Origin of the sequence: Phenylobacterium deserti (genome assembly GCF_003254705.1) — a bacterium.
In the GTDB taxonomy this organism is placed as follows: domain Bacteria; phylum Pseudomonadota; class Alphaproteobacteria; order Caulobacterales; family Caulobacteraceae; genus Phenylobacterium; species Phenylobacterium deserti.
Map to the genome: position 1 here is coordinate 803,633 of NZ_QFYR01000001.1, position 22,595 is coordinate 826,227.

Below are 22,595 nucleotides of genomic sequence, written 5' to 3' on the forward strand. Positions count from 1 at the left end.
ACAGTCAAGCTTGTGGACCCGATTAACACTTCAGGTGTTATGCTGCGGCGCACAAGGATTGTGGCATGCTCTACACCCTCTACGAAGCCGGCTACTACGCCACCACCCCGCTCCGCTACGCCGCCCTTGCGGCGCGCAGCTTCTGGGGATCGCCGCTGAACCCGGCGCATGACAGCGAGCTGGGCCGAAGCCTGTTCGCCGGCGCCGATCTCTTCTCGAACCTGACGCGCCGCTACGGCAAGCCCGCGTGGATGATCGACCAGGTGGAGGTCGACGGCCATCCGGTGCGGGTGCGGCCGACGGAGGTCTGGTCCAGCCCCTGGTGCAAGCTCGTCCACTTCAGCCGCGACATGGCCGACATGCGCAAGGCGGGCCGGCGGGAGCTGGAGCCGGCGGTGCTGATCGTCGCGCCGCTGTCGGGCCACTACGCGACCCTGCTGCGCGGCACCGTGGAGGCGTTCCTGCAGGATCACGAGGTGTTCATCACCGATTGGTCAAACGCCCGCGACGTGCCGCTGATGGAAGGCCGCTTCGACTTCCACGATTACATCGACCAAGTCCGCAAGATGCTGCAGCTGCTGGGCCCGCGCCCGCACGTGGTGGCGGTCTGCCAGCCAGGTCCGCCGGTGCTGGCCGCCGCGGCGCTGATGGCCGAGGACGAGGACGAGAGCCGCCCAGGCTCGATGACCTTCATGGGCTCGCCGATCGACGCGCGGCTGTCGCCCACCGTGACCAACCAGCTGGCGGAGGAGAAGCCCTTCGCCTGGTTCGAGTCCAACATGATCTACACCGTGCCGGGGCCCTATCCGGGCGCGGGCCGGCGCGTCTATCCGGGCTTTGTGCAGCTCGCCAGCTTCATGTCGATGAACCTGGAGAAGCACCAGGAAGCGCACCGCCGCTACCTGCGCCACCTGATGGCCGGCGACGGCGATTCCGCCGACAAGCACCTGGAGTTCTACGACGAGTACCTGTCGGTGCTGGACCTGACGGAGGAGTTCTACCTCCAGACCGTCGACGTGGTGTTCCAGCGCTACCTGCTGCCGAAGGGCGAGCTTGAGCATCGCGGCCGGCTGGTGCGTCCGGACCTGATCCGCGACATCGGCCTGCTGACGGTCGAGGGCGAGATGGACGACATCTCCGGCATCGGCCAGACCCAGGCGGCTCACACGCTCTGCTCGGGCCTGCCGGACGAGTTCAAGGAAGACTACGTCCAGCCGCACGTCGGCCACTACGGCGTCTTCAACGGCCGGCGCTTCCGCGAAGAGATCTACCCGCGGGTGAGGGCGTTCATCCGCCGCACCGAAGCGGTCTTCGACAAGCAGCGGGCCGCCGCCTAAGTTCAGAGGGATGAGTCCCTTCGGCAGACCTCTGGCCGACGGCGATCGGCTGGAGGTCGCCGGCGCTGTCGTGAACCTGAAAGTGAACCGTAGAGCCCGGCGCGTGTCGCTGCGGCTCGACCGCACGCGGCGCGAGATTATCGCCACGGCGCCGTCCGCCCGACGCCTGCCCGAAGCGGCCGCGTTCGCCCGCGAGCGCGCCAGCTGGATCGCCGAGCGTCTGGCCGAGCTGCCGTCGGGCGCCCCGGTGCTGCCGGGCATGACCCTGGAGATCTTCGGCGAGCCGGTGCGGCTGGAGCAGGGCTCCGGCCGAGCCCGCTGGATCGAGGCCGAGGGCGAGATCCCGGCCCGCATCGTCGCCATGGGCGAGGGCGAAGGCTTCGCCCGCGCCGTGACCCTGATCATACGTCGGCGGGCGCTGGCCGTGCTGACCGAGCGGACGGCCTTCTATGCGGCCCGGCTGGGCGCGCCCATGCCGAAGGTCACCATCATGGACGCTAAGTCGCGCTGGGGCTCGTGCCGTCCCGGACCGCGCGGCGGCCCCGGCTTCATCCGCTATTCCTGGCGTCTGGCCCTGGCGCCCTTCGAGGTGGCCGACTACGTGGCCGCCCACGAATGCGCCCACCTGCGGGAGCTGAACCACGGCCCAAGGTTCTGGGCGCACGTGAAGGACCTGGTGGGCGACGAGCGCCCCCACCGCGCCTGGCTGCGCGAAGAGGGCGCCCGGCTGCACGCCTTCGGCCGAGCCTGAGGCCCCGCTGTCGCCGCCCGGTCAGTAAGGCGGCAGCACCGGCTCGCGCTGCGGCGGCGGGGCGGCCCCGTCGTAGAACGGCTCTTCCGGCTCGCGCACCACGCCGTTGGCCTGATCGATGGCGTCGGCGATCGGATCGGTCGGCGGCGGCGGCTCGGGCATGAAGTCGCCCCCGGGGATCGGCTGGGTCGCCAGCCTGGGCAGGGCCTGACTCATGTAGTCGCGCCAGATCCGGGCCGGCGGGCCGCCGCCGGTGACGCGCTTCATGGGCGTGTTGTCGTCCTTGCCCACCCAGACGGCGGTCACGAAGCCGCCGGTGTAGCCGACGAACCATGCGTCCCGGTAGTCGCTGGTGGTGCCGGTCTTGCCGGCCAGATCGAAGCCGGGGACCCGCGCCGCCGTGCCGGTGCCGGCCACGATGACCTGCCGCATCATGCGGACCATGTAGGACAAGGCCGGCTGGCCGATGACCTGCCGCCGGTCGGGCGCACCGACGCTGCGGTCGTAGAGCACCCGACCGTTGGAGGTGCGGATGCGCTCGATGGCATAGGCGCGGGCGAAGTAGCCGCCGTTGGAGAACGGGGCGTAGGCCTGGGTCAGCTCCAGCGGGCTCACTTCCACCGCGCCGAGGGCCATGGAGGGATCGAGCTGGATGCGCGAGGTGATGCCCAGCCGACGCGCCGTGGAGGCGACGTTGGCGGTGCCGACCTCGTTGGCGAGCTGGGCCGCCACCGTGTTGATCGACTCCTGCATCGCGGTGGCGATGGTGATGGGGCCGAGGAACTTGCCGGTGTAGTTGCGGGGCTGCCAGTTGCCGATGGTCACCGGCTGGTCCACCACCGGGGTGTCCGGCGTGCGGCCGCTTTCCATGGCGGTGAGGTAGACGAAAGGCTTGAAGGCCGAGCCTGCCTGGCGCTTGGCCTGGGCGACGCGATCGAACTGGGTCTGCAGGTAGTTGGTCCCGCCGACATAGGCGCGCACGCGGCCCTCGCCGTCGATGGAGACGAGCGCGCCCTGGCCGACGCCCTGCCCGGCCGCGCCTGCGACGCCAGCCTGCAGGGACTGTTCGGCCGAGGCCTGGAGCGGCAGGTCCAGGGTGGTCTCGACCACCAGATCCTCGGTCGGCTCGCCCACCAGGCTGCGGACCTCGTCATCCACCCAGTCCACGAAGTACTGGGCGCGCTGGTTGGCCAGCACTGGATTGACCCGCACCTTCTGGGTGAAGGCCTCGTCCCGCTCCTGCGGGGTGATCGCCTTGATGCGCACCATCTCGTCCAGGACCATGGTCGCCCGGCGCGCGGCGCGGTCGGTCGCGGACACCGGCGAATAGCGCGAAGGCCCTTTCATCATGCCAGCCAGCAGGGCGGCCTCGCCCAGGGTCAGCTCGGAAGCCGGCTTGCCGAAATAGCGCTGGGAGGCGGCCTCGATGCCGTAGGCGCCGGCGCCAAAGTAGACCCGGTTCAGATAGAGCTCGAGGATCTGCTTCTTGGAGAACTTGGCTTCCAGCCAGACGGCCAGGATCAGCTCCTGCGCCTTGCGGCGGTAGTTCTGCTTGGGCGTCAGGAACAGGTTGCGGGCCAGCTGCTGGGTGATGGTCGAGCCGCCGCGCAGCGGACCGCCCTCGCCCCTGTGGGTGACGTTGTAGATCTGGCTGCGGACGATGCCCCAGGGGTTGAAGCCGAAGTGGTAGTAGTACCAGCGGTCTTCGATGGCGATGAACGCCTTGGGCACATAGGGCGGCAGGCGATCGAGGTCGACGGGCGGCGCATACTGGCTGCCGCGGACGGCGATCAGTCCGCCCGAACGGTCGAGGTAAGAGACCGACGGCTGGCGCTTCACGTCATAGAGCTTGGAGGTGTCAGGCAGATCGACGCTGAACACGGCGAAGAAGGCCACGACAAAGATGAGGGCCCAGACCCCCAGCACCATCGCCCAGTAGAGGATCGCCTGCAGCGGCGAGCGCCGCTTGCGCGGCTCGCGGCCGCGACCCTCGGGTCCTGGCGACTGCGCGTTGGCCATATGGTCGTCCTAGAAAGTGGTAAAAGCCGCCGTCCCGCGGGCGGCTTAGCACCCGCGCGGTACGCCCAACAATATTGACAGCATATGAATGTGGTTTGCGGCGCCGCTGCGGCGAGCGCCGGCAGGGGAGGATGAGGGTCCGATGAGGTGGAAAAGCGCGATGGCGGCGCTGCTGGCGTTTGCAGCGGCGACGTCTGCGGCATCGGGCGCGGCGGCGCGCGAGCGGACCGTGTTCTTCGACGACTTCTCTGGCGCGAAGCTCGACCGGTTCAAGTGGAACGTGGTGGTCCCGGACTGGGTCGTGAACAACGAGCAGCAGGCCTATGTGGACGATCCCCGCGTCGTCGCCATCGTCCATGGCGCGGAAGCGGAAGGGGCGGAGAATGGCGCCTTGCGGATCCGGGCCGTGCCGCAAGCCGGGCACAAGACCCGCGCCGGACGCACCTTCGACTTCCTTTCGGGACGGCTCGACACGCGGGGCAAGTTCGCCTTCAGCCACGGAACGGCGGCCGCGCGGATCAAGATGACCGCCGGCCAGGGCCTTTGGCCGGCCTTCTGGATCCTGGGCGAGGGGCAGTGGCCGGCGATCGGCGAGATCGACGTCATGGAGAACGTCGGCGAGGCCGACTGGACGAGCTTCGCCCTGCATGGGCCGGGCTATTCGGGCGACACGCCGCTGGCCCAGCGCGCGCCGTTCCCGGCCGGCCAGGACATCACCGGCTGGCACATCTATTCGGTGGACTGGAGCGATGAGGCGCTGGTGTTCCGCGTCGACGGCGCCGAGCGCTATCGCGTCACCCGCGCCATGGTGGAGAAGCACGGCCGCTGGGCGTTCGATGACGCCAAGTACCTGATCGTGAACCTGGCCCTGGGCGGCGGCTATCCGCAGGGCGTGAACAAGGTGGAGGCGCCCTACCCCGGCCTGCCGCAAAGCACGGTGGACCTGATCGGCGCCGGCAAGGGCCAGGTGCTGGTCGACTGGGTGAAGGTGACGAAGAGCGAGCCCTGAGGGCCGTCCCTCAAAGGCTGGGGGACATCTTCGCCACGGCAGGGCGGCCGGTGAGGCGGCGGATCGTTCGGTCCACCGGCCGCTCGAACAGGTGGTGGACGGCCAGGCCGACCAGGGCGCACGCGACGATGCCGGACAGAGCGGCGAGAAGGCCGACGGTCGGCCCGCCGAGCCCGCCGAAACGCAGGGCGAGTATCACCGCCTGGCTGACGAACATGTGGGTCAGGTAGATGGCGTAGCTGGCGTGGCCCAGTTCCAGAACCGGGCGGGCGTGCGCAGCCGCGCCGCCGCGCTCCAGCACAATGGCCGCGAGCACCAGGCCGACCGCGCCGGCCATGGCTAAGGCGACGCGCAGCCGCTCGTCCGCGGCGGCCAGGCCGCTGGCGGCCAGCACCACCAGCATGGCGATCGCAAAGGCGAGCACGCCTGCGGCGGCCGGGCCCCGCCCGACGCGCGGCAGGCGGTCATAGGCCAGGGCAATCAGGACCCCCGCCGCGAACTCCAGCAGAATAGGGCGGGTGTAGAACTGAAGGTGCAGCTGTGAGAATTCGGCGACGAGGCCGACCAGCCCCAGGGCGCCGATGACGCCCACCACCGCCAGGTAGCGTCCGCGCCCCGACCGCAGAAAAAGCGCCAGGGCGAAGACGGCGTAGAAGAACATCTCATAGTTCAGGGTCCAGCCCACCGGCACCAAGGGATTGGCGGTGCCGTCGCCCTTGTCGAAGGGGATGAACAGCAGCGACTTCACCAGCCAGACGGGGTCAGGGCGGCTGGCGCCCAGCAGCGACGGGGCCGCGAGGGCGAGGGCGAACAGCGCCAGGGTGACGGCCCAGTAGAGCGGAACGATCCTCTGGATGCGGCGCAGGGCGAAGGTCTTCGGCCCCACCGGATCGCGCTCGGTCGTGTAGACCATGATGAAGCCGCTGATCACGAAGAACAGGTCGACGCCCGCGCGGCCAAGACCCACCCACTGAAGGGCTGGATGGGCTTGCATCAGCAGCGGCTGGAAATGGGCGACGACCACCAGCATGGCGGCGATCGCCCGCAGGGCCTGGATGTTGCGGATCATCGGCGCAAAGGCGCCTCAGCCAGCAGGATCCGGAGGCGCGCCTCAAGCGCGGCGGCGTCCTTGAGATCACATTCCCAAAGCGTCTCGACCCGCCAGCCCTGGGCGGCGAGCGCCTCGTACGCCTGAGCGTCGCGGGCCTTGTTGCGGCCGACCTTGGCGGTCCAGTACTCGCGGTTGGTCTTGGGCACGCGCGAGCCGCGGGCGCAGTCGTGGCCGTGCCAGAAGCAGCCGTGGACGAAAAGGGCCAGGCGGCGGCCCGGCAGCACCACGTCGGGCGAGCCGGGCAGGTCCTTGCGGTGCAGGCGGTAGCGGGCTCCGAGCCTTGTCAGCGCCCGCCGCACCTGCATTTCCGGCGTCGTGTCGCGACCCTTGACCCGCCGCATGACGGCGGATCGCTTGGCCGCATCGAAGACGTCGGTCCGCGTCTCCAATCAGAGCCCGTCGAACAGGGCGGTGGAGAGGTAGCGTTCGGCGAAGCTCGGGATGATCACCACCACCAGCTTGCCGGCCATGTCGTCGCGGCTGGCCACGTCGAAGGCGGCGGTCAGGGCGGCGCCGGAGGAGATGCCCACCGGAATGCCTTCCTCGCGCGCCACGCGGCGAGCCATGGAGAAGCTGTCGTCGTTGGAGACCTGGACGATCTCGTCGATGGTCCCGCGATCGATGATCGAGGGCACGAAGCCCGCGCCGATGCCCTGGATCTTGTGCGGGCCGGGCTGGCCGCCGGACAGCACTGGGGAAGCTTCCGGCTCGACCGCGATCATCTTCACCGACGGCTTGCGCGACTTCAGCACCTGGCCGACGCCGGTGATGGTGCCGCCGGTGCCGACGCCGGCGATCACCGCGTCCACGCGGCCCTCGGTGTCGTTCCAGATCTCTTCCGCCGTGGAGACGCGGTGGATGAGCGGGTTGGCGGGGTTGTCGAACTGCTGGGGCATCACCGCGCCGGGGTTGGCTTCCACCAGTTCCCGGGCTCTAGCGACCGCGCCGGCCATGCCGCGCTCAGGGGCGGTGAGTTCCAGCTTGGCGCCCAGCAGCACCAGCATCTTGCGGCGTTCAATGGACATGCTCTCGGGCATGACCAGGGTCAGTTTGTAGCCTTTGGCCGCCGCGACGAAGGCGAGCGCAATGCCGGTGTTGCCGCTGGTCGGCTCGATGATCTGGCCGCCTGGCTTCAGGATGCCCTTGGCTTCCAGGTACTCGATCATCGCGACGCCGATGCGGTCCTTCACCGAGGCGAGCGGATTGAAGAACTCGAGCTTGGCGACCACCTCGGCCTTGGGCTGCAGCGCCTCGGTCAGGCGCGGCAGGCGCACCAGCGGCGTGTCGCCCACCAGGTCGAGAACGGAGTCGTAGATCCGGCCGCGGCCATTCCGATGGTAGCTGGCGGCGTCGTAGATGTTGTCCGGGGTAGCGTCCATGGATGGACCTTTCGTCGCAGAAGCCCTTCGGCCGCGAACCTAAGACTTCCCGACGCTTTTGGAAGGCCTCGCGTGAGGAAGATGGCTACTCGGCCGCCAGCGCCGCCGGCGGGGCGAGCAGCGGCTCCAGCAAACGCTCGGCCAGCCAGCGGACCACGGGGGCGGCGACGCCGTCGCCGGCGACGTGCAGGGCGGTCGTGGTCGCCTTGGGCAGGCGGTAGCTGTCGGGCAGGCCCATCAGGCGGGCGGCCTCGCGCGCGGTGAGCAGGCGGGTGCGGACCCGCTCGCCTTCCACCACCACCACCACCTGCCGGGACGAGCCGCCGCGGGGGGTGCGCAGGCAGCCGGCCAGGCCGTCGAAGCGAAGCTCGGCCCGTTGGACCCGGCGGCCGTCCTCGATGCGCATGCGGCGGAAGACGCCGCCGACGGTGCGCCGGCCGCTGGCCTTTGCGGCCTCGAGCTTGGCGCGATGCAGCGGCGAGAGCAGGTCCAGCCAGGCCGCGGTGCGGGAGGGATCGTGCCAGGCGACCTGGGCGTCGTCCTCCAGCACGGCGGCAAGGTCGGTGTTGCGGGCCGGCGGCGCGGGCAGGCTCCAGTCGATCCAGCGGGCGGCGAGTTCGGGCGTCAGGCGCTCGGCGGCGGCGCGAACGGCGCGGGTGCGGAACGGGCTGTCGCCCACCAGGTGCGCGGGCGGGGCTTGCCGCGTGGCGATCACGAAGACGCGGGGCCGCGACTGGGGCAGAAAGGCGGCCGCGTCGATCTCCAGCGCGCCGAAGCTGTAGCCGCGCTTAGCGAGGGCGGCGCCCAGGGCGGCGAAGTCGTCGCCGCCATGCGAGGTGAGCAGGCCCGAGACGTTCTCGATGACGATGGTGCGGGGCGCGCGGCCCTCCTCGTCCAGGGCTTCCATCAGGCGCCAGAAGCCGAAGAAGGCGGAGGAGCGGCCGCCGGCCAGGCCGGCGCGGCCGCCCGCGAGGCTGAAGTCCTGGCAGGGCGAGGAGGCCCAGGCGAGGTCGGCGCGGCCCGGAAGGTCGGCGGGCTCCAGCTTCCAAACATCGCCTTGCACGAGGTGGGTTTCGGCGTCCGGATAGTTGGCGCGGTAGGTGGCCGCCTTGGCCGCGTCGAAATCGTTGGCGAAAAGGCAGGACCAGCCCTCGCCCAGGCCGAGGCGGGCCATGCCGCCGCCGGCGAAGAATTCGTAGAAGGAGAGCGGCGCGCGACTCATTGGCGGGGACTCTAACCTGCGTCGCGCCTGCCGAAAGGAGGCATCCATGCGCCGGATCATCGCTCTCGCCGCGCTTGCTCTGTCCGGAGCTGCGGCGGGATGTCAGACGCCCATGCCGCCGCAGGTCGACGCGCGGATCGACGCCCGCGGAACCGAGCCGTTCTGGGCGGTGCGGGTGCGGGACGCGCAGGTGACGCTGATCCGTCCCGAGCAGCCGGACCTGTCCGCGCCGGCGCAAAGGCGGACGGAAGGCGGGGCGTCGGTGTGGTCGGGCCGTACGGCGGACGGCCGCACCCTGACGCTGCGGGTGTGGCCGCAGGCGTGCTCGGACGGCATGAGCGACCTCGCCTACCCGATGGCGGCGGAGGTCAGCTTGACGGGGCGTGAGGTCTTGAAGGGGTGCGCGGCGCCGGCTCGCGGCTAGCCGTGGCCGAACTCGTAGGTGGCGAACTGAGACTTGGGCTCGGCTCGGGTGCTGTGGGGCACCGGGATGGCCAGGCCAACGGCTATGGCGGCGGCCGCGGCGGCCGCGAGAAACGCTTTCAGCGTCATGGGAGTCCTTCGAACCGCGCCTCTTGCGGGCGGCTGCGCTTGAGCTTGTTCCAGTTCACAAGCGCCCAACTAACACCCTGAAGACATTGCGAGTTCCATCGGCCAAGCTGCGGAAGACCAGCGGAAAGCCGCAAAGCCGCATCGCCTTCGCCCGAAGCTTCGGCCATAAGCGGGCGGATGAGCGCGGCCCCCGATCTTCTCCGAACGCCCCCCATGGAGGCGGCGCGCGAGATCCTGCGGCGGGTGTTCGGCCACAAGGATTTCCGCGGCCTGCAGGGTGACGTGATCGCCGAGGCGCTGGCCGGGCGCAGCGCCCTGGCGGTGCTGCCGACGGGCGGCGGGAAAAGCGTCTGCTACCAGATCCCCAGCCTGGTGCGGCCGGGGCTTGGGCTGGTGGTCTCGCCGCTGATCGCGCTTATGGCCGACCAGGTGGCGGGGCTGCAGCAGTCGGGCGTGGCGGCGGCGCGGATGGACTCCAACGTCGATCCGCAGACCAAGGCCGAGACCTGGCGGCGCATCGAGGCCGGCGAGCTGGACCTGCTCTACATCTCGCCCGAAGGCCTGATGCAGCCGTGGATGCTGGACCGGCTGAAGCGCACGCCGCTGGCGCTGATCGCCATCGACGAGGCGCACTGCGTCAGCCAATGGGGCCACGACTTCCGGCCCGAATACCGGATGCTGGGGAAGCTGGCCGAGCTGTTCCCCGACGTGCCGCGGCTGGCGGTCACCGCCACGGCCGACAACCGCACGCGCGACGACATCCGCGCCGAGCTGAAGCTGGAGGACAGCGCTGAGTTCGTGGCGAGCTTCGCCCGGCCTGAGCTGATCCTGTCGGCCGAGCGCAAGAAGGGCGGGGCCCAGAAGCGGGTGGTGGAGCTGGTCACAGCCCGGCCGAACCGCTCGGGCGTGGTCTACGCCGGCTCGCGCGACGGGACGGAGAAGATCGCCGAGGCGCTGCGGCAGGCGGGCGTGCCCGCCCTCGCCTACCACGCCGGCCTGGAGCGGCGGCTGCGCGAGGAGCGGCTGGAGCAGTTCCTGGAGGCCGACGAGGCGGTGATGGTGGCGACCATCGCCTTCGGCATGGGCGTCGACAAGCCGGACGTCCGCTTCGTGATCCACGCCGATCCGCCAGCCTCCATCGAGGCCTATTGGCAGGAGATCGGGCGGGCGGGGCGCGACGGCGAGCCGGCCGAGGGGATCACCCTCTACGGATCGGCGGACATGGCCTGGGCCCTGCGGCGCATCGGCGAGCGGGACGTGGACGACGGCGTCAAGCAGGTGCAGACGCGCAAGCTGCGCCAGCTCTACGCGCTGCTGGACGGCACCGGCTGCCGGGCGGCGGCGGTGCGGCGCTACTTCGGCGAGGAAGCGGTCAAGCCCTGCGGCCAGTGCGACCTGTGCCTGGGCGAGGTGGAGACCACCGACATGACCGTGGCGGCCCAGAAGGCGCTGTCGGCGGTGCACCGGCTCGGCGGGCGCTTCGGGCGCGGGCGGCTGATCGACCACCTGCTGGGCAAGACCAAGGACGTGTCCGACCACGAGGCGGGGCTGCCCACCTTCGGCATCGGCGGCGAGCTGTCGGCGGTGGGCTGGCGCGACCTGATCGAGCAGCTGCTGTTCGAGGGGCTGCTGCGGGAAGATCCCAACGACGGGCGGCCGCTGATCATGCTGGGCGAGGCGGACGGGGTGCGGGGCGTCTATCGCGGCGAGCGGCAGGTGTCGGTGCGCACCCAGGCTGAGCCGGCGGAGACCGTGCGCCGGCCGCGCCGCAAGCAGAAGGAGCCGCCGCTGGCCCCCGCCGACCAGCCGCTGTTCCAGGCCCTGCGGTCCTGGCGGGCGTCGGAAGCCAAGACCCAGCACGTGCCGCCCTATGTGATCTTCCACGACGCCACCCTGGCGGCGATCGCCAGCGCCCGGCCGGGCACGCGGGCGCTGCTGGAGCGGATCAACGGCGTGGGCGAAGGCAAGCTCGCCCGCTATGGCGACGCCGTGCTGGAAGTCGTGCGCAGCTTCGAGGGCTGAGGCGCAACGGGCTTGCGCAGAAGGCGAGCTTCACGGCAACTGTCGCCTCGCCTTTCACGGAGTTCGGCATGATCCTCGCCCGCCTGCTCGCCGCCGCGCTCGTGTTCGGGATGGCGGGCCAAGCCGTCGCCGCGCCGCGCGCAGTCGCTCCGATCCTGGCCCGCGCGGATGCGGTGGACGACCAGTCCTACGCCCGGCCACGGGAAGCACGGGTCACGCACGTGGACCTCGACCTGGCGGTGGACTTCGCCAGCAAGACGGTCGGCGGGACGGCGGCGCTGGACGTGCAGGCCGCGCCGGGCGCCAAGGAGATCGTCCTCGACGCTCTGAACCTCGACATCGCGAAGGTGACCGACGGCGCGGGCAAGCCGCTGGCCTGGGCCCTGGGCGCCACTGATCCGGAAAAGGGCGCGCCGCTGACGGTGCAGCTTGGCGGCGCCAAGCGGGTGGTGGTGGCCTACCGCTCGCGGCCGGACGCGCGAGCCCTGCAATGGCTGGCGCCGGAGCTGACCGCCGGCAAGCGCAAGCCGTTCCTGTTCAGCCAGGGCCAGGCGATCAACAACCGCAGCTGGATCCCCACCCAGGACTCGCCGGGGATCCGCCAGACCTGGACCGCCCGCATCGTCGTGCCGGAAGACCTGATGGCGGTGATGAGCGCCGACAAGCTGACGCCCAAGGGCGAAGCGGCCGGGGCCGGCAAGCGGGCCTTCCGCTTCCGCATGGATCATCCCGTGCCGCCTTACCTGATCGCGCTGGGCGTCGGCGACATCGCCTTCCGGGCGCTGGGCCCGCGCACCGGCGTCTACACCGAGCCGGCGATGATGGACCGGGCCGCCTATGAGCTGGCCGACACCGAGAAGATGGTGACAACCGCCGAGCAGCTCTACGGGCCGTATCGCTGGGGCCGCTATGACGTGCTGGTCCTGCCCCCGGCCTTTCCGTACGGCGGGATGGAGAACGCCACCCTCACCTTCCTGACGCCCACCTTCATCACCGGCGACCGCGCCAATGTGGGGCTGGTGGCGCACGAGCTGGCGCACAGCTGGTCGGGCAACCTCGTCACCAACGCCACTTGGAAAGACATCTGGCTGAACGAGGGCTTCACCTCCTACGTCGAGAACCGGATCATGGAGGCGCTCTACGGCCGCGACCGGGCGGTGATGGAGGCGGACCTCACCTGGGACGGCATGCAGGCGTCGATCCGCGAGCTTGGCGGGCCGACCGCCGAGGGCACCAAGCTCTACGGCTCACCCGACGCCCAGATGGACTACTTCAAGGGCGAGACCTTCCTGCGGACGATCGAGACGATCGTCGGCCGCGAACGGTTCGACGCCTATCTGCGCGGCTATTTCGACCGCCACGCCTTCCAGCCCCAGACCACGGCGGCTTTCCTGGAGGACATCCGGGCCAAGCTGATCAGGGGCGATGCAGCGCTCGAAGCCAAGCTGAAGCTGGACGAATGGGCCTACCAGCCCGGCCTGCCGGACAACGCTGTGCACCTGCGCTCCGCCCTCCTGGAAGCGGTGGACCAGAAGGTCGCCGCCTTTGTAGCCGGCACGCCCGCCGGCCAGCTGGGCGCCCGCGATTGGACGACCCAGGAGTGGCAGCGGTTCCTGAACAACCTGCCCCGCAAGCTGACGAACGCTCAGCTCGCCGACCTCGACAGCGCTTTCAAGCTGTCGGCTTCCACCAACGGCTATGTGCGGACCGCCTGGCTGGAGCTGGCCATCGCCAATCGCTACGAGCCGGCCCTGCCGTTCCTGGAGGCGTTCCTGGGCAGCGTGGGACGCGGGCTGTTCCTGCGGCCGCTGTACCAGGGCCTGATGCGGCAAGGTGACTGGGGCCGGCCGCTGGCGCGCCGCTACTTCGACGCCTCGCGCGCCGGCTACCACCCGACGGTGGCCAGCAGCGTCGAGCGCATCGTCATCGGGACCTGAACCTGCACGAGGCGGCGAACTCAGCTATGCAGGCGGCATGAAGACCGCCTGCAGCCTTCTCGCCCTCGCTCTCCTTGCCGCCGCGGCGCCTGCGCAAGCCCAGCCGGCGCCGTGGTCAGACACCCTGCCCCCAGCCCTGCCCTGGCGCGGCAAGAGCGAACAGCTGGTCGCCAAGGCGAGCGATCCGTGGATCACGCCGTCGGAGCGGGCCGGGTTCGCCTCCACGCCCAGCTATGCGGACACGGTCGCCTATGTGGAGCGGCTGGCCGCCGCCTCGCCTCTGTTCCGGATCGAGCGGTTCGGGCGCACGCCGGAAGGGCGCGACCTGATCGCCGTCGTGGCCAGCAAGGACCCGGCCGGCGCGCTGGATCCGGCCAAGCCGCTGGTGCTGATCCAGGCGGGCATCCACTCCGGCGAGATCGACGGCAAGGACGCCGGCCTGATGCTGCTGCGGGACATGGCGTTTCGGGGCAAGGCCGGCCTGCTGGACCGCGCAAATCTCGTCTTCGTGCCGATCTTCAACGCCGACGGACACGAGAACACCTCGCCCTTCAGCCGGCCTAACCAGCGGGGGCCGCAGAGCCAGGGCTGGCGCACCACCGGCCAGAACATCAACCTCAACCGGGACTACGCCAAGGCCGACAGCCCGGAGATGCAGGCCATGCTAGGCCTGATCGGCAAGTACGATCCGGACCTCTACCTGGACGTCCACGTCACCGACGGCGTGGACTATGTCCACGACATCACCTTCTCCTTCCCCGGCTGGCACGGCCGCTACGCCCGCAGCCCGCAGGGCGGCGCATGGCTGGACAAGGTCTACCGCCCGCAGCTGGAAGCGGCCTTGCGGGCGGCTGGTCACTTCCCCGCGCCGTATCTCGATCCCGTTGATCCCCGCGCGCCGGAAAAGGGCATCGCGGTGGGGCCGGACAGCCCCCGCTTTTCCACCGGCTATGGCGATGCGCGGCGGCTGCCGACCGTGCTGATCGAGACCCATTCGCTGAAGCCGTACCGGCAGCGGGTGCTGGGAACCTATGTGCTGCTGGAGCAGACGCTGAAGACCGCGGCGGCGGCAGGCGCCGAGCTGAAGGCGGCCAAGGCGGCGGACCGAGCGCTGCGCCCCGAGAAGGTCGTGCTGTCCTACAAGCCCAATGAGACCACCCCGGTGGACAGCTTCGAGTTCCTGCCGGTGCAGCGCGAAACCTACCGCTCGGCCGCGTCGGGGCGTGACGAAGTCCGCTGGCTGGGCAAGCCCGGCAAGCCAGTCCGCGTGCCGGTGTTCGGGGCCGATCCCGACATCGTGGTGGAGCGTCCGGCCGCTTACTGGGTGTCGGCGACCAAGCCCGAGATCATCGACCGCCTGCGCCGCCACGGGGTGCAGTTCGAAACGCTGTCAGAGCCCCGCACCGTCAGCGTCGAAGTGACCCGGCTGAGCGGCGCGGTCCAGAACCCGCGCGCCGACAAGGAGGGCCGCTGGCCGGTGAAGGTCGAGGGCTATGCGCCCGAGATGCGGCAGATGACCTATCCGGCCGACTCGGTGCGCGTGGCCACCGACCAGCCGCTGGGCGAGCTGGCCAGCCTGATGCTGGAGGCTCGCAGCCCCGACGGCTTCCTGGCCTGGGGCTTCTTCCCGGAAATCCTGCAGCGCACCGAATACATGGAGGGCTACATCGTAGCTCCCCTGGCCGAGCGCATGCTGGCCGCCGATCCCACGCTGAAGGCCGAGTTCGAGGCCAAGCTCGCCGCCGACCCGGCCTTTGCGGCAGACGCCAACGCCCGCCTCGCCTGGTTCTACCAGCGCACGCCCTTCTTCGACCGCCGCTTCGAGATCTACCCGGTGGGGCGCGAGCTGGCGCGCTGAGCGCCTGGCTCGGGCCCCGCGCCTCCTTATGAGCCCGGCTGCGCCCCCGTGCGCGTCGGGCGGGTGCGGATGACGTAGTCGACGCCTTCGGGCGCGACCGGCAGCTTGGTCCGGTTGGCCTTCAACCAGCCGATGAAGTCGGCCTCGATCGCCGGCGTCCAGGCGGTGTCGATCTCGCCCGCCGTATACTTCTTCTCACGCAGCCGCTGGTGACCGAACGCGTCGGCGAGGCGAACTTCTTCGCTTTCCTGCACCACCCGTTCGGCCAGTTGCGCGGGGATGAACAGCACCCCGCCGTTGCGGCCGAGCACGACATCCCCGGGCATCACCGTCGCCTTGCCGATGTGGGTGGGGCCGTTGATGCTGACCATGGTCGAGTTGAGCCGCGCGCCCGTGGAAAGGGCGCCGAAGTGGTGCGAGGGGTCGTAGGAGCGCACGAAGGCGGTGAAGTTCGGCAACTCCTTCAGCCCTTCGATGTCGCGCACCGCCCCGTCATAGACGATGCCGTTGCCGGTGCGGGCGTAGATGGCGTTGCCGACGTTGTCGCCGATGGAAGGGCCGTTCTCCTTCAGCCCGAAGTGGTCGGCGACATAGACGTCGCGCGGCTGCAGCATGTCGACCGGCCAGGCGTTCTGAGCGCCCTTGCGGTTCATGCGGCGCCCATCCTCTTCGAGGACCTTCTGCAGGTCGGGCCTGCCTGGGACCCATTGGGCGGTGAGCGCGCGGCCGACCAGCACCTTGTCGGGGAAGAGGCTCAGCCAGCCGTCCTCGTACTGGTGGTTGAAGCCGGCCGAGCGCAGGGTCGCCCAGGCCTCCTCCAGCGTCACCTGGCGCATGCGGTCGAGGATCGCGTCCGGCACCTTGGGGCGTCCGTCAGGGAAGCGCTCGCCGGTCCATTCCGGCGAATAGTGGACGACCTCCTCGCGCGACATGAAGCCGGGCGCCGGCGATTGTGCGCCGGCGGAGACGGCGCTGAGAAGGGCGATCGCGGCGGCGCAGATCGGCAGCTTGAAGGGCATGGAGGATCCTTGTTCTTGTCGTTCGGGCGCAGCCGCGCGCGGCGGTTCTATGTGATCAGAGTTCGGGCGGAGGCGGCGAGGAGACGCCGCCACGCGGGACCTTGCCCGTGGCCGTCCAAAGGATGCCGTTGAGCAGGAAGCGGCGGTAATCGGCGAACTTGTGCATGTTGTCGTGGAAGTCCGAGCCGCCCCACACCAGGGAGCGCCCGCCGTCCGGACGTTGGTAGGCCCAGGCGACCGGACCGCCGGAGCCGTTCTCCGGCTTGGCAGGGGTGGCCGTGAGGAGCTCGGTCCGGCCCGGATTGTCGAACAGGAAGTACCGCGAATACATCTCTTCGCGGAACGTCCAGGGCTTCACCCCGTCCAGCACCGGGTGGCGGGTCTTGAGCGGCTTCACCGCCCAGGTGTCGACCGGATTGTGCGAGGCATAGGGGATCCACAGGCCGCCCAGCCAATCGAGCAGGTAGCGGCGGCCGACCCAGTTCTCGACCCACATGGTGTAGTGGAAGATGGCGACGCCCATCTGCTTGCGCTTGATCAGCGCATCGAGCTTGGCGAGCCAGGCCGTGGTCTCGGCGTCGTAGGTGCGGCCGTCGGTGTCCTGGAATTGCGGAAACAGCGCGCCGGTTTCCCGCCGAAGCCAGTCGCCGTTGCCGTCGATCACGAGGGCGTCGGCGCCTTCGATGATGCTGAGGTCGCGCGGCGAGCCGCCGACCACCACCTGGGTGGTGACGTTCTGTACGTTGGCGGCATGTTCCAGAGACCAGGCGAGTTCACGCAGGTCCTTTTCGTACTCGTGCCGGCCGGGCGCGCCATGTTGCTTCGGGCCGGCCAGGAACACGATCTTGTAGGTTCGGGCAGGCTCGGCCGGTTTCGGCGCCGCCTGCGCCGCCGTGCTGAAGAGGGCCGCTATCATGGCCAGCAGGGCCGCGATCGGCCGCAGCCACGCCGTGCCGCCCCGCTCGCCCGGACGTCCCAGCGCGCGCCCCAGCGGGCGCCGCGTGGTCGCGCTTCCAGTCATGTTCCTCTCCGTCCCGTCCAGCCGCTTTGCGCGGTCTCGGCATGATCGGAACAGGCGCGCCGATCATATAGGATACGGAGGGTTCAAGCCTGACGTGCAGACGTCAAGCCAGGCTTTGGAGCAGGGTGGGTACGCTCAAGCCGTTCGGAGCGATCACGATCCTACATTGCGTTACTCGGCAGAGCGCAGCCGCACCTGCGTCAGATGTAGGCGCGAGCCAGCACATGTGCTGACGGAAAGACCCTTGACGATGTCGCACCTGCGACCTCTACCGGTGCGGCTCGAACATCATCTGGACCTACATCTTGGCCGCATTCTTTGAAGAACATGACCGGTTCCTCGCCACAAGCGAGGTTGGCGCCTGGCCGGCTCGTTTGAACGGAAGGTACGAGGCTATCATTGCGCGACATGTGGATCAGCTCCGCGGTGCGCGCGTGCTGGACATCGGAAGCCATGATGGGAGGTGGGCGCTAGCCGCATTGAAGGCAGGAGCAGCGCACGTCACGGGCGTTGAAGCTCGACCTGAGTTGGTTCAGCGGGCTGAGGAGAACCTGACCTCGTACGGCGTGGACGGCTCAAGGTTCAGCTTCTTGGTCAGCGACATGAACCACAAGCGCAACGTTCAAGGCGCTAGCTTCGACGTCGTCCTCTGCCTCGGCTATTTCTATCACACGCTCAATCACATGGCGCTTTGGCAGCTTATGGCGTCGACCGGTGCACGGCACCTGATCCTGGACGGCACCGTAGAGCCAACCGACGCGCCAGTGATCGCGCTTATGCAGGAGGATATCTCCCACCACGCAAATGGAACTTCGGCTGAGGGCGTGATCGGCGGGCAGATCTTGGTCGGACACCCGAGCCCTAGCGCGCTTGGGCTTCTCTGCGAGCAGGTTGGCTTCTCTTTCGCGCTGGTGGATTGGGGTCCGATCCTGCAGAAGCTCCGACCGGAAGCAGAACCGCTGCGGCGACTTCCTTCTGCGGGCGATCCGCTGGCAGACTACGCGTACGGAAGTCGTGTCACGGGGCTCGCCACGCGCCGGGTCCTCTGAGTGCTTGCGAGCGAACTCGACGTCGAACAGTCGCGTCTTCTGCTCAAAGGGACCGTGGATCAGCGACGCTCAGGGCCGAGCAGAGTTGGTAGCGGGTCGCGCGGCTACGGTGCTAAACGCCCACCATGGAACAGATCTGGCTCTCCGAAGATCATGGCACCCTTAGAGGTGTTCCATTCCGCTTTCACAACGGCAACTACGAGAACCTGCGAACCACCGCAGATGAGATCGTTGTCCTGAAGCGTCGCTTTTTCATGGAGAACTATCGTGCGCTCGCAGCCCATGGGCCTGTGCGGCGCATGCTTGAAGTAGGCGTTTTCCAGGGGGGCTCTTCTCTACTGTTCGCGGATATGTTCCCGGAAGCAAAGATCGTCGGAATAGACTGGAACCAGGGAAACCCCGAGATCCAGGCGCATCTGGAACGGATGGGGTACGCCGACCGTGTAAAGCTCTACTGGGGCGTCTCACAAGACGACAGAGCGCGCATTGAAGGGATACTCCGAGCGGAGTTTGAAGGCGAACCTCTGGATTGGGTGGTCGACGACTGCTCCCACCTTTACAGCTACACCACGAAGTCTTTCGACGTAGTCTATCCGCATATCCGACGGGGCGGGTTCTATGCGCTGGAGGACTGGGGCTGCGTTCACAAGCTCGGGCGTGCGCTCCCCGCTTACTTCTTCGAAACTGAACAGAAGCCGTTATCGGCCATGGTGCTGGAACTGGCGATGGCGGCTGTCTGCTACCCGCAATCCTGCGAGCTATCGCTGACCTTTCAGCAGGCTTTCGTGCGCAAGCTCAACGACTTGCCGCCGTTCGAGCAACTCGCAAGGCCGCAGAGCGGCGCCTTCGATTGGGTAGGCTTCCGCCCGGCCACCTCGTAGTTTGCGCGCGACGCTCGCCATCACGGAAGCGGGTCAGCTTCGAAGAACCGGGCGTAAGAGCTTCCTTGGAAATGGGCGGCCAAGTCATCCCAGTTGGCGACGATCTCGCGAGAAGAGCGCGCGAGTTGCTTCCGAATGGCGGGCGTTACCGGCCGCGGAGAGACACCGAGGAACTCGTAGAGCGCCTTAGACTGGCTTTCGAAGCTTGCGGCGAAGTCGGAGTACCGAACGCGAATGGCCGACATGTCAGCGACATAGCTGTCGAAGAACGCTTTGGTCTGTTCATGCGCACGGAAGAAGTCTTCAGCTTCGTCTGGCAAGATCGTGATCTGACGCCGCTCATCCGGCACGGCGGATGCACCAACGCGACGAACCCATTCACCTGTGCTCTCAGCCATTCTCCGCGAGACGAGCACGTCCATGAGATTGTCGCGCCAGACGTACACAACCTTCAGATCGGGCACGTCCGACTTCAGGCGGGCGAATAGATCCCTTGTTCCTTCAGTCGCGACGTGCTCGTTGAACAGCTTGAACCCGACGGCGCGAGCGCTGCTGACCTCCGCATTCCAGACGTTCGCCCACAGGAAGTCCAGCGCGTCCTCGGCGTCAGGTTGGTAGGCTCGACGCCCCGAGGGTGTGATCATTGCGTGATCGCCCTCTCGCTCAGACGCCACCCAGTGAAATAGCTCGCCGTAAGCTCGGATGTCGGGATGTTGGTCCAAGGTTGTTTGGATCAAAGTCGAGCCAGTGCGTGGCGCACCGATCACGATGAACTTCTGCATCGTTGCCTGCGGCTTGGCTTTCGCTGCGGCCGCCGTGGTCAAAGCTCCCTGTAGCGCCCGCCCGGTCGCGTTGAGGTAGGCGGATCCGAAGTGCACGTCGGGCTCGAGGTAGGCACCTTCAGCCCACTCGTTCCAAGCATTGATCGCAACCACAGGACGCCCTTGCACCGGAGTCTCGATCGCTCGATCGATCAGGGCCTTCAGCCAAGCTTGGTATTTCGCAGGGGAAGACCCCTCGAGCATCAAGCCACGATTTGGTCGCCTAGCTTCGTTGTCCCAGCTGGGCAGAGCCGTCTTAATGATCGGGAATGGAGGTTGCGGTTCCTCAAGAGAGCTCTTCACGAAGTCATCGTAAGCGATGACCTGGCCGGAGAAATCCCGGGAGAACGCGTCCAGGACGTCCCGACGCGGCGCCCGCGAGCCGATCTTGTGTGGCGGGAACTCCAGGGCGCCATCCAGGCCATACCCACGGGGATCATCTCGGCCAAAGGTCTGGGACAGATAGATCAGCGGATTCAGACCGAACTGATCACGCCACTTCTGTCGCCACCGCCCAATGGTCTCTGTCGTATTCGGGATAGGCCCGGGATTGTAGATCACGAACAGTGGCCGCCCATCGAGTCGCACATAACGCTCGTCCAGCATGTGCCTGGCTAGATCGGCGAGTAGCGCGTCTTCGTCTTCGTCGCGGTATTCCTGCTCCAGAAGCACGTCGTGCGCACCTCCGTCCCAGGTGCGCGTCCAGTTCTCGTTCGCCCAGATAAGCAGGAAGGGCATGTCGATGTCCGACCCGAGAAACTGCTCGATCGGCTTTTCTAGGACGCGCTTCCTGTTGAACCAGTAGTAGTAGAACGCGAAGGCGCCGATGCCTCCGGCTTTAGCCATGTCCGCCTGGCGACGCATCACATCCAGGTCGAGCAGGTTGTAGAAGCCAAGATCCCTTGGGATCCTGGGCTGATAGTGCCCGGGGAAACGCGGCGCTCCGCGCGCGAGTTGACGCCATTCCGTAAAGCCTGGGCCCCAGAACTGATCGTTCTCAGGGATCGCGTGGTACTGCGAGAGGTAGAACGCGATGATTAGGGGATCGGCGTTTGGGGACAATGACGCTCGTTTTTGGCCAAGCGATAGATCGAATTCCTCGAACTCTGCTCCAGCCGCGGTGAACCTTGCGTGCTCCCGCAGGACGGCAGCGCCACCCTCTCCGGTGACGGCCGGCATGCTCTCCAGCGGGGGAAGCTGAAGGTCCGTTTCGAGCCATTCAGGCGTATCCAGAAACAGGCGCAGCTTCGGACGCTCGTCACCCGCCAGTGGCCGGTAGAAGTTCACAACGAAGCCGTACCTTCCGGTGCCGATGTTCCGGCGCTGGAGGTCCGCGCGGGGGTAGTTCGCTTCCCCGTGTCCGATCACCTCGTCGTTCAGCACGGCTTCGACCATGACGGTTCGCTCGGGCTCTTCCGGAACCCAAGCCCAACCATGTACCTCTCGGCGGGTCAGCTTGTTGACCTCGCCCAAGATCCTGTTCGTGCTGGTGGCTTGGACATCGGCACTCTGCCCGTCACCTTGCGTACTGCCCTGCCGCACGCTGATCAGAACTTCGGCCTGACGCACTTCCTTGAGGAACTCGTCGGTCAGAACCTCTTTGGCACCCGCTGCAAGGGCGGATGTTAGTGCTGGAGCCTGGCGCAACATCACGTGGGCTTCGGGGAACCGGCGACTGGCCCAGCGGTACTCACTCTGTAGCTGCGCAGCCCCGAGCAACGCAGTGTTGGTTTTCGCGAAGCCGCATTGCACCGCACTCCGGAGCGCGATGTCTCTCTCGATGATAGAAAGCGACGATCCGCCCTGCGTTTCGGCCGTTGGTTGACGTAGCCGAGCGAGGAACTTGCTCGTAGCCACAGTGGGCCCGACCTCAGCGCTGGCGAGAAGCAGCGCGAGGCCCGGATCGGTGGGGAAGCGCAAGCCTCGGAAGCCGCTCAGGAAGCCGGCCTGAGCAAACGCTGCTCGGCGGATCAGGCAGTTGCTCACACGGACCAGAGGATTTTTCGCGACGCGCGAAAAGTGCTCAGTGATCTGTTTCTGATCAAACCACAGCCAACCATCGTTTGGGAACAGGAGGGGGCGCTCAATGGCGCGGCCCAGAGCATCAATGATGGCGTATCGGCTGAAGGCGAACACATAACGGGCATCGCGCTGCAGATGCCCTGCGAGCTCCTCGATGAATTCCGGCTCGAATGCGTCGCCGTCATTCAGCATGGCGAAAAACGCGCCGCCACCCTCGTTCCAGACGCGGGCTGCCGCGCCGGCATAGGTGTTCTCACCCTGGATCACACGCAGACGCGGGTCCCTGATACGGGCGGCCAGCTTAGACACCGAGCCGTCAGCACTGCCGTCAACAACGATGAGTTCGAGATCCGAGAACGTCTGCGCCAAAACGCTCGAGATTGACTCGAGCAGGAACTGCGTTTGAGCGGCGTAGAGTCCTACAGTGATCTGCGCCATGAACGAGCCCCTTCCGCCTCAGCGGCGGACAACTAGCCAGGACTATCGGCGCAGGCAACTGGGGTACGCGCCACGCCGCGCCTCAGGTCGGGTTTGGGCGCGCCAACATAGCTGGGGATGTCGGAGCGCGCCCGCGTGCTGTCAGAC

18 protein-coding genes are annotated in these 22,595 nt (G+C 68.0%); 9 read left to right on the forward strand and 9 right to left on the reverse strand.

From position 1 onward, the window contains the following. Window positions 1–65 precede the first annotated feature (65 nt). Window positions 66–1,337: a polyhydroxyalkanoate depolymerase gene (locus DJ018_RS04020; protein ID WP_111513583.1), complete on the forward strand. Its 1,272-nt coding sequence runs from the start codon at window positions 66–68 to the stop codon at window positions 1,335–1,337. A 10-nt stretch (window positions 1,338–1,347) separates the two neighbouring features. Continuing rightward, the gene (locus tag DJ018_RS04025; RefSeq protein ID WP_111513584.1) at window positions 1,348–2,088 is read left to right on the forward strand and encodes a M48 family metallopeptidase; all 741 of its coding nucleotides are present in this window, start codon (window positions 1,348–1,350) and stop codon (window positions 2,086–2,088) included. Window positions 2,089–2,109: 21 nt separating this feature from the next. On the opposite strand, the gene DJ018_RS04030 is transcribed toward DJ018_RS04025, so the two are convergent. After that, window positions 2,110–4,107, reverse strand: a complete 1,998-nt coding sequence (locus DJ018_RS04030; protein WP_111513585.1) for a transglycosylase domain-containing protein — start codon at window positions 4,105–4,107, stop codon at window positions 2,110–2,112. Between the two features lie 142 nt (window positions 4,108–4,249). Between DJ018_RS04030 and DJ018_RS04035 the strand changes: the two genes are divergently transcribed. Beyond that, on the forward strand, window positions 4,250–5,116 hold the full coding sequence (locus DJ018_RS04035) for a glycoside hydrolase family 16 protein (RefSeq protein ID WP_205853705.1): 867 nt from the start codon (window positions 4,250–4,252) through the stop codon (window positions 5,114–5,116). 10 nt (window positions 5,117–5,126) lie between these two features. On the opposite strand, the gene DJ018_RS04040 is transcribed toward DJ018_RS04035, so the two are convergent. The 4 genes from DJ018_RS04040 to DJ018_RS04055 form a co-directional block, all read right to left on the reverse strand. Continuing rightward, entirely contained in the window at window positions 5,127–6,185 is a 1,059-nt protein-coding gene (locus DJ018_RS04040; RefSeq protein WP_111513587.1) for an acyltransferase family protein, read from the reverse strand. Next, entirely contained in the window at window positions 6,182–6,616 is a 435-nt protein-coding gene (locus DJ018_RS04045; protein ID WP_111513588.1) for a very short patch repair endonuclease, read from the reverse strand. The genes DJ018_RS04040 and DJ018_RS04045 overlap by 4 nt, the downstream gene beginning before the upstream one ends. Then, window positions 6,617–7,606, reverse strand: a complete 990-nt coding sequence (gene cysK / locus DJ018_RS04050; RefSeq protein WP_111513589.1) for a cysteine synthase A — start codon at window positions 7,604–7,606, stop codon at window positions 6,617–6,619. It abuts the gene before it with no gap. Between the two features lie 85 nt (window positions 7,607–7,691). Next, the gene (locus DJ018_RS04055) at window positions 7,692–8,828 is read right to left on the reverse strand and encodes a DNA cytosine methyltransferase (protein ID WP_111513590.1); all 1,137 of its coding nucleotides are present in this window, start codon (window positions 8,826–8,828) and stop codon (window positions 7,692–7,694) included. Between the two features lie 46 nt (window positions 8,829–8,874). Between DJ018_RS04055 and DJ018_RS04060 the strand changes: the two genes are divergently transcribed. Then, a complete protein-coding gene (locus DJ018_RS04060) occupies window positions 8,875–9,252 on the forward strand; it encodes a COG3650 family protein (protein ID WP_111513591.1) in 378 nt (125 codons plus the stop codon). Here the strand turns inward: DJ018_RS04060 and DJ018_RS19525 are convergent. Next, window positions 9,249–9,380 (reverse strand): hypothetical protein, encoded by a 132-nt coding sequence (locus tag DJ018_RS19525; RefSeq protein ID WP_276309803.1) that lies wholly within the window; start codon window positions 9,378–9,380, stop codon window positions 9,249–9,251. The genes DJ018_RS04060 and DJ018_RS19525 overlap by 4 nt on opposite strands. Before the next feature lie 213 nt (window positions 9,381–9,593). Between DJ018_RS19525 and recQ the strand changes: the two genes are divergently transcribed. The 3 genes from recQ to DJ018_RS04075 all read left to right on the forward strand — a co-directional run bounded on the left by recQ (window position 9,594) and on the right by DJ018_RS04075 (window position 15,197). Continuing rightward, entirely contained in the window at window positions 9,594–11,402 is a 1,809-nt protein-coding gene (gene recQ, locus DJ018_RS04065) for a DNA helicase RecQ (RefSeq protein ID WP_420849502.1), read from the forward strand. A 68-nt stretch (window positions 11,403–11,470) separates the two neighbouring features. Next, complete coding sequence (locus DJ018_RS04070; RefSeq protein ID WP_111513593.1) at window positions 11,471–13,339, forward strand: M1 family metallopeptidase; 1,869 nt, start codon at window positions 11,471–11,473, stop codon at window positions 13,337–13,339. 37 nt (window positions 13,340–13,376) lie between these two features. Next, a complete protein-coding gene (locus DJ018_RS04075; protein ID WP_111513594.1) occupies window positions 13,377–15,197 on the forward strand; it encodes a M14 family metallopeptidase in 1,821 nt (606 codons plus the stop codon). Between the two features lie 26 nt (window positions 15,198–15,223). Here DJ018_RS04075 and DJ018_RS04080 read toward each other — a convergent pair whose 3' ends face one another. Next, complete coding sequence (locus DJ018_RS04080; RefSeq protein ID WP_111513595.1) at window positions 15,224–16,216, reverse strand: RraA family protein; 993 nt, start codon at window positions 16,214–16,216, stop codon at window positions 15,224–15,226. Between the two features lie 55 nt (window positions 16,217–16,271). Next, window positions 16,272–17,237: a type 1 glutamine amidotransferase family protein gene (locus DJ018_RS04085; RefSeq protein WP_205853706.1), complete on the reverse strand. Its 966-nt coding sequence runs from the start codon at window positions 17,235–17,237 to the stop codon at window positions 16,272–16,274. A gap of 305 nt (window positions 17,238–17,542) precedes the next feature. Here DJ018_RS04085 and DJ018_RS04090 point away from each other — a divergent pair, with 305 nt between their 5' ends. Together DJ018_RS04090 and DJ018_RS04095 are read left to right on the forward strand one after the other, a co-directional pair. After that, window positions 17,543–18,286: a class I SAM-dependent methyltransferase gene (locus DJ018_RS04090; protein ID WP_165842788.1), complete on the forward strand. Its 744-nt coding sequence runs from the start codon at window positions 17,543–17,545 to the stop codon at window positions 18,284–18,286. 125 nt (window positions 18,287–18,411) lie between these two features. Then, window positions 18,412–19,167: a class I SAM-dependent methyltransferase gene (locus tag DJ018_RS04095; protein WP_111513597.1), complete on the forward strand. Its 756-nt coding sequence runs from the start codon at window positions 18,412–18,414 to the stop codon at window positions 19,165–19,167. A 20-nt stretch (window positions 19,168–19,187) separates the two neighbouring features. Here the strand turns inward: DJ018_RS04095 and DJ018_RS04100 are convergent, their stop codons facing one another. After that, complete coding sequence (locus tag DJ018_RS04100; protein WP_111513598.1) at window positions 19,188–22,448, reverse strand: glycoside hydrolase family 99-like domain-containing protein; 3,261 nt, start codon at window positions 22,446–22,448, stop codon at window positions 19,188–19,190. Window positions 22,449–22,595: the final 147 nt, after the last annotated feature.

Excerpts from the sequence above, each read along its gene's own strand:
- DJ018_RS04020 (WP_111513583.1), top strand. The coding sequence starts at position 66 with ATGCTCTACACCCTCTACGAAGCCGGCTACTACGCCACCACCCCGCTC.
- DJ018_RS04025 (WP_111513584.1), top strand. The coding sequence starts at position 1,348 with ATGAGTCCCTTCGGCAGACCTCTGGCCGACGGCGATCGGCTGGAGGTC.
- DJ018_RS04030 (WP_111513585.1), bottom strand. The coding sequence starts at position 4,107 with ATGGCCAACGCGCAGTCGCCAGGACCCGAGGGTCGCGGCCGCGAGCCG.
- DJ018_RS04035 (WP_205853705.1), top strand. The coding sequence starts at position 4,250 with ATGAGGTGGAAAAGCGCGATGGCGGCGCTGCTGGCGTTTGCAGCGGCG.
- DJ018_RS04040 (WP_111513587.1), bottom strand. The coding sequence starts at position 6,185 with ATGATCCGCAACATCCAGGCCCTGCGGGCGATCGCCGCCATGCTGGTG.
- cysK (WP_111513589.1), bottom strand. The coding sequence starts at position 7,606 with ATGGACGCTACCCCGGACAACATCTACGACGCCGCCAGCTACCATCGG.
- DJ018_RS04055 (WP_111513590.1), bottom strand. The coding sequence starts at position 8,828 with ATGAGTCGCGCGCCGCTCTCCTTCTACGAATTCTTCGCCGGCGGCGGC.
- DJ018_RS04060 (WP_111513591.1), top strand. The coding sequence starts at position 8,875 with ATGCGCCGGATCATCGCTCTCGCCGCGCTTGCTCTGTCCGGAGCTGCG.
- DJ018_RS19525 (WP_276309803.1), bottom strand. The coding sequence starts at position 9,380 with ATGACGCTGAAAGCGTTTCTCGCGGCCGCCGCGGCCGCCGCCATAGCC.
- recQ (WP_420849502.1), top strand. The coding sequence starts at position 9,594 with ATGGAGGCGGCGCGCGAGATCCTGCGGCGGGTGTTCGGCCACAAGGAT.
- DJ018_RS04070 (WP_111513593.1), top strand. The coding sequence starts at position 11,471 with ATGATCCTCGCCCGCCTGCTCGCCGCCGCGCTCGTGTTCGGGATGGCG.
- DJ018_RS04075 (WP_111513594.1), top strand. The coding sequence starts at position 13,377 with ATGAAGACCGCCTGCAGCCTTCTCGCCCTCGCTCTCCTTGCCGCCGCG.
- DJ018_RS04080 (WP_111513595.1), bottom strand. The coding sequence starts at position 16,216 with ATGCCCTTCAAGCTGCCGATCTGCGCCGCCGCGATCGCCCTTCTCAGC.
- DJ018_RS04085 (WP_205853706.1), bottom strand. The coding sequence starts at position 17,237 with ATGACTGGAAGCGCGACCACGCGGCGCCCGCTGGGGCGCGCGCTGGGA.
- DJ018_RS04095 (WP_111513597.1), top strand. The coding sequence starts at position 18,412 with ATGGAACAGATCTGGCTCTCCGAAGATCATGGCACCCTTAGAGGTGTT.
- DJ018_RS04100 (WP_111513598.1), bottom strand. The coding sequence starts at position 22,448 with ATGGCGCAGATCACTGTAGGACTCTACGCCGCTCAAACGCAGTTCCTG.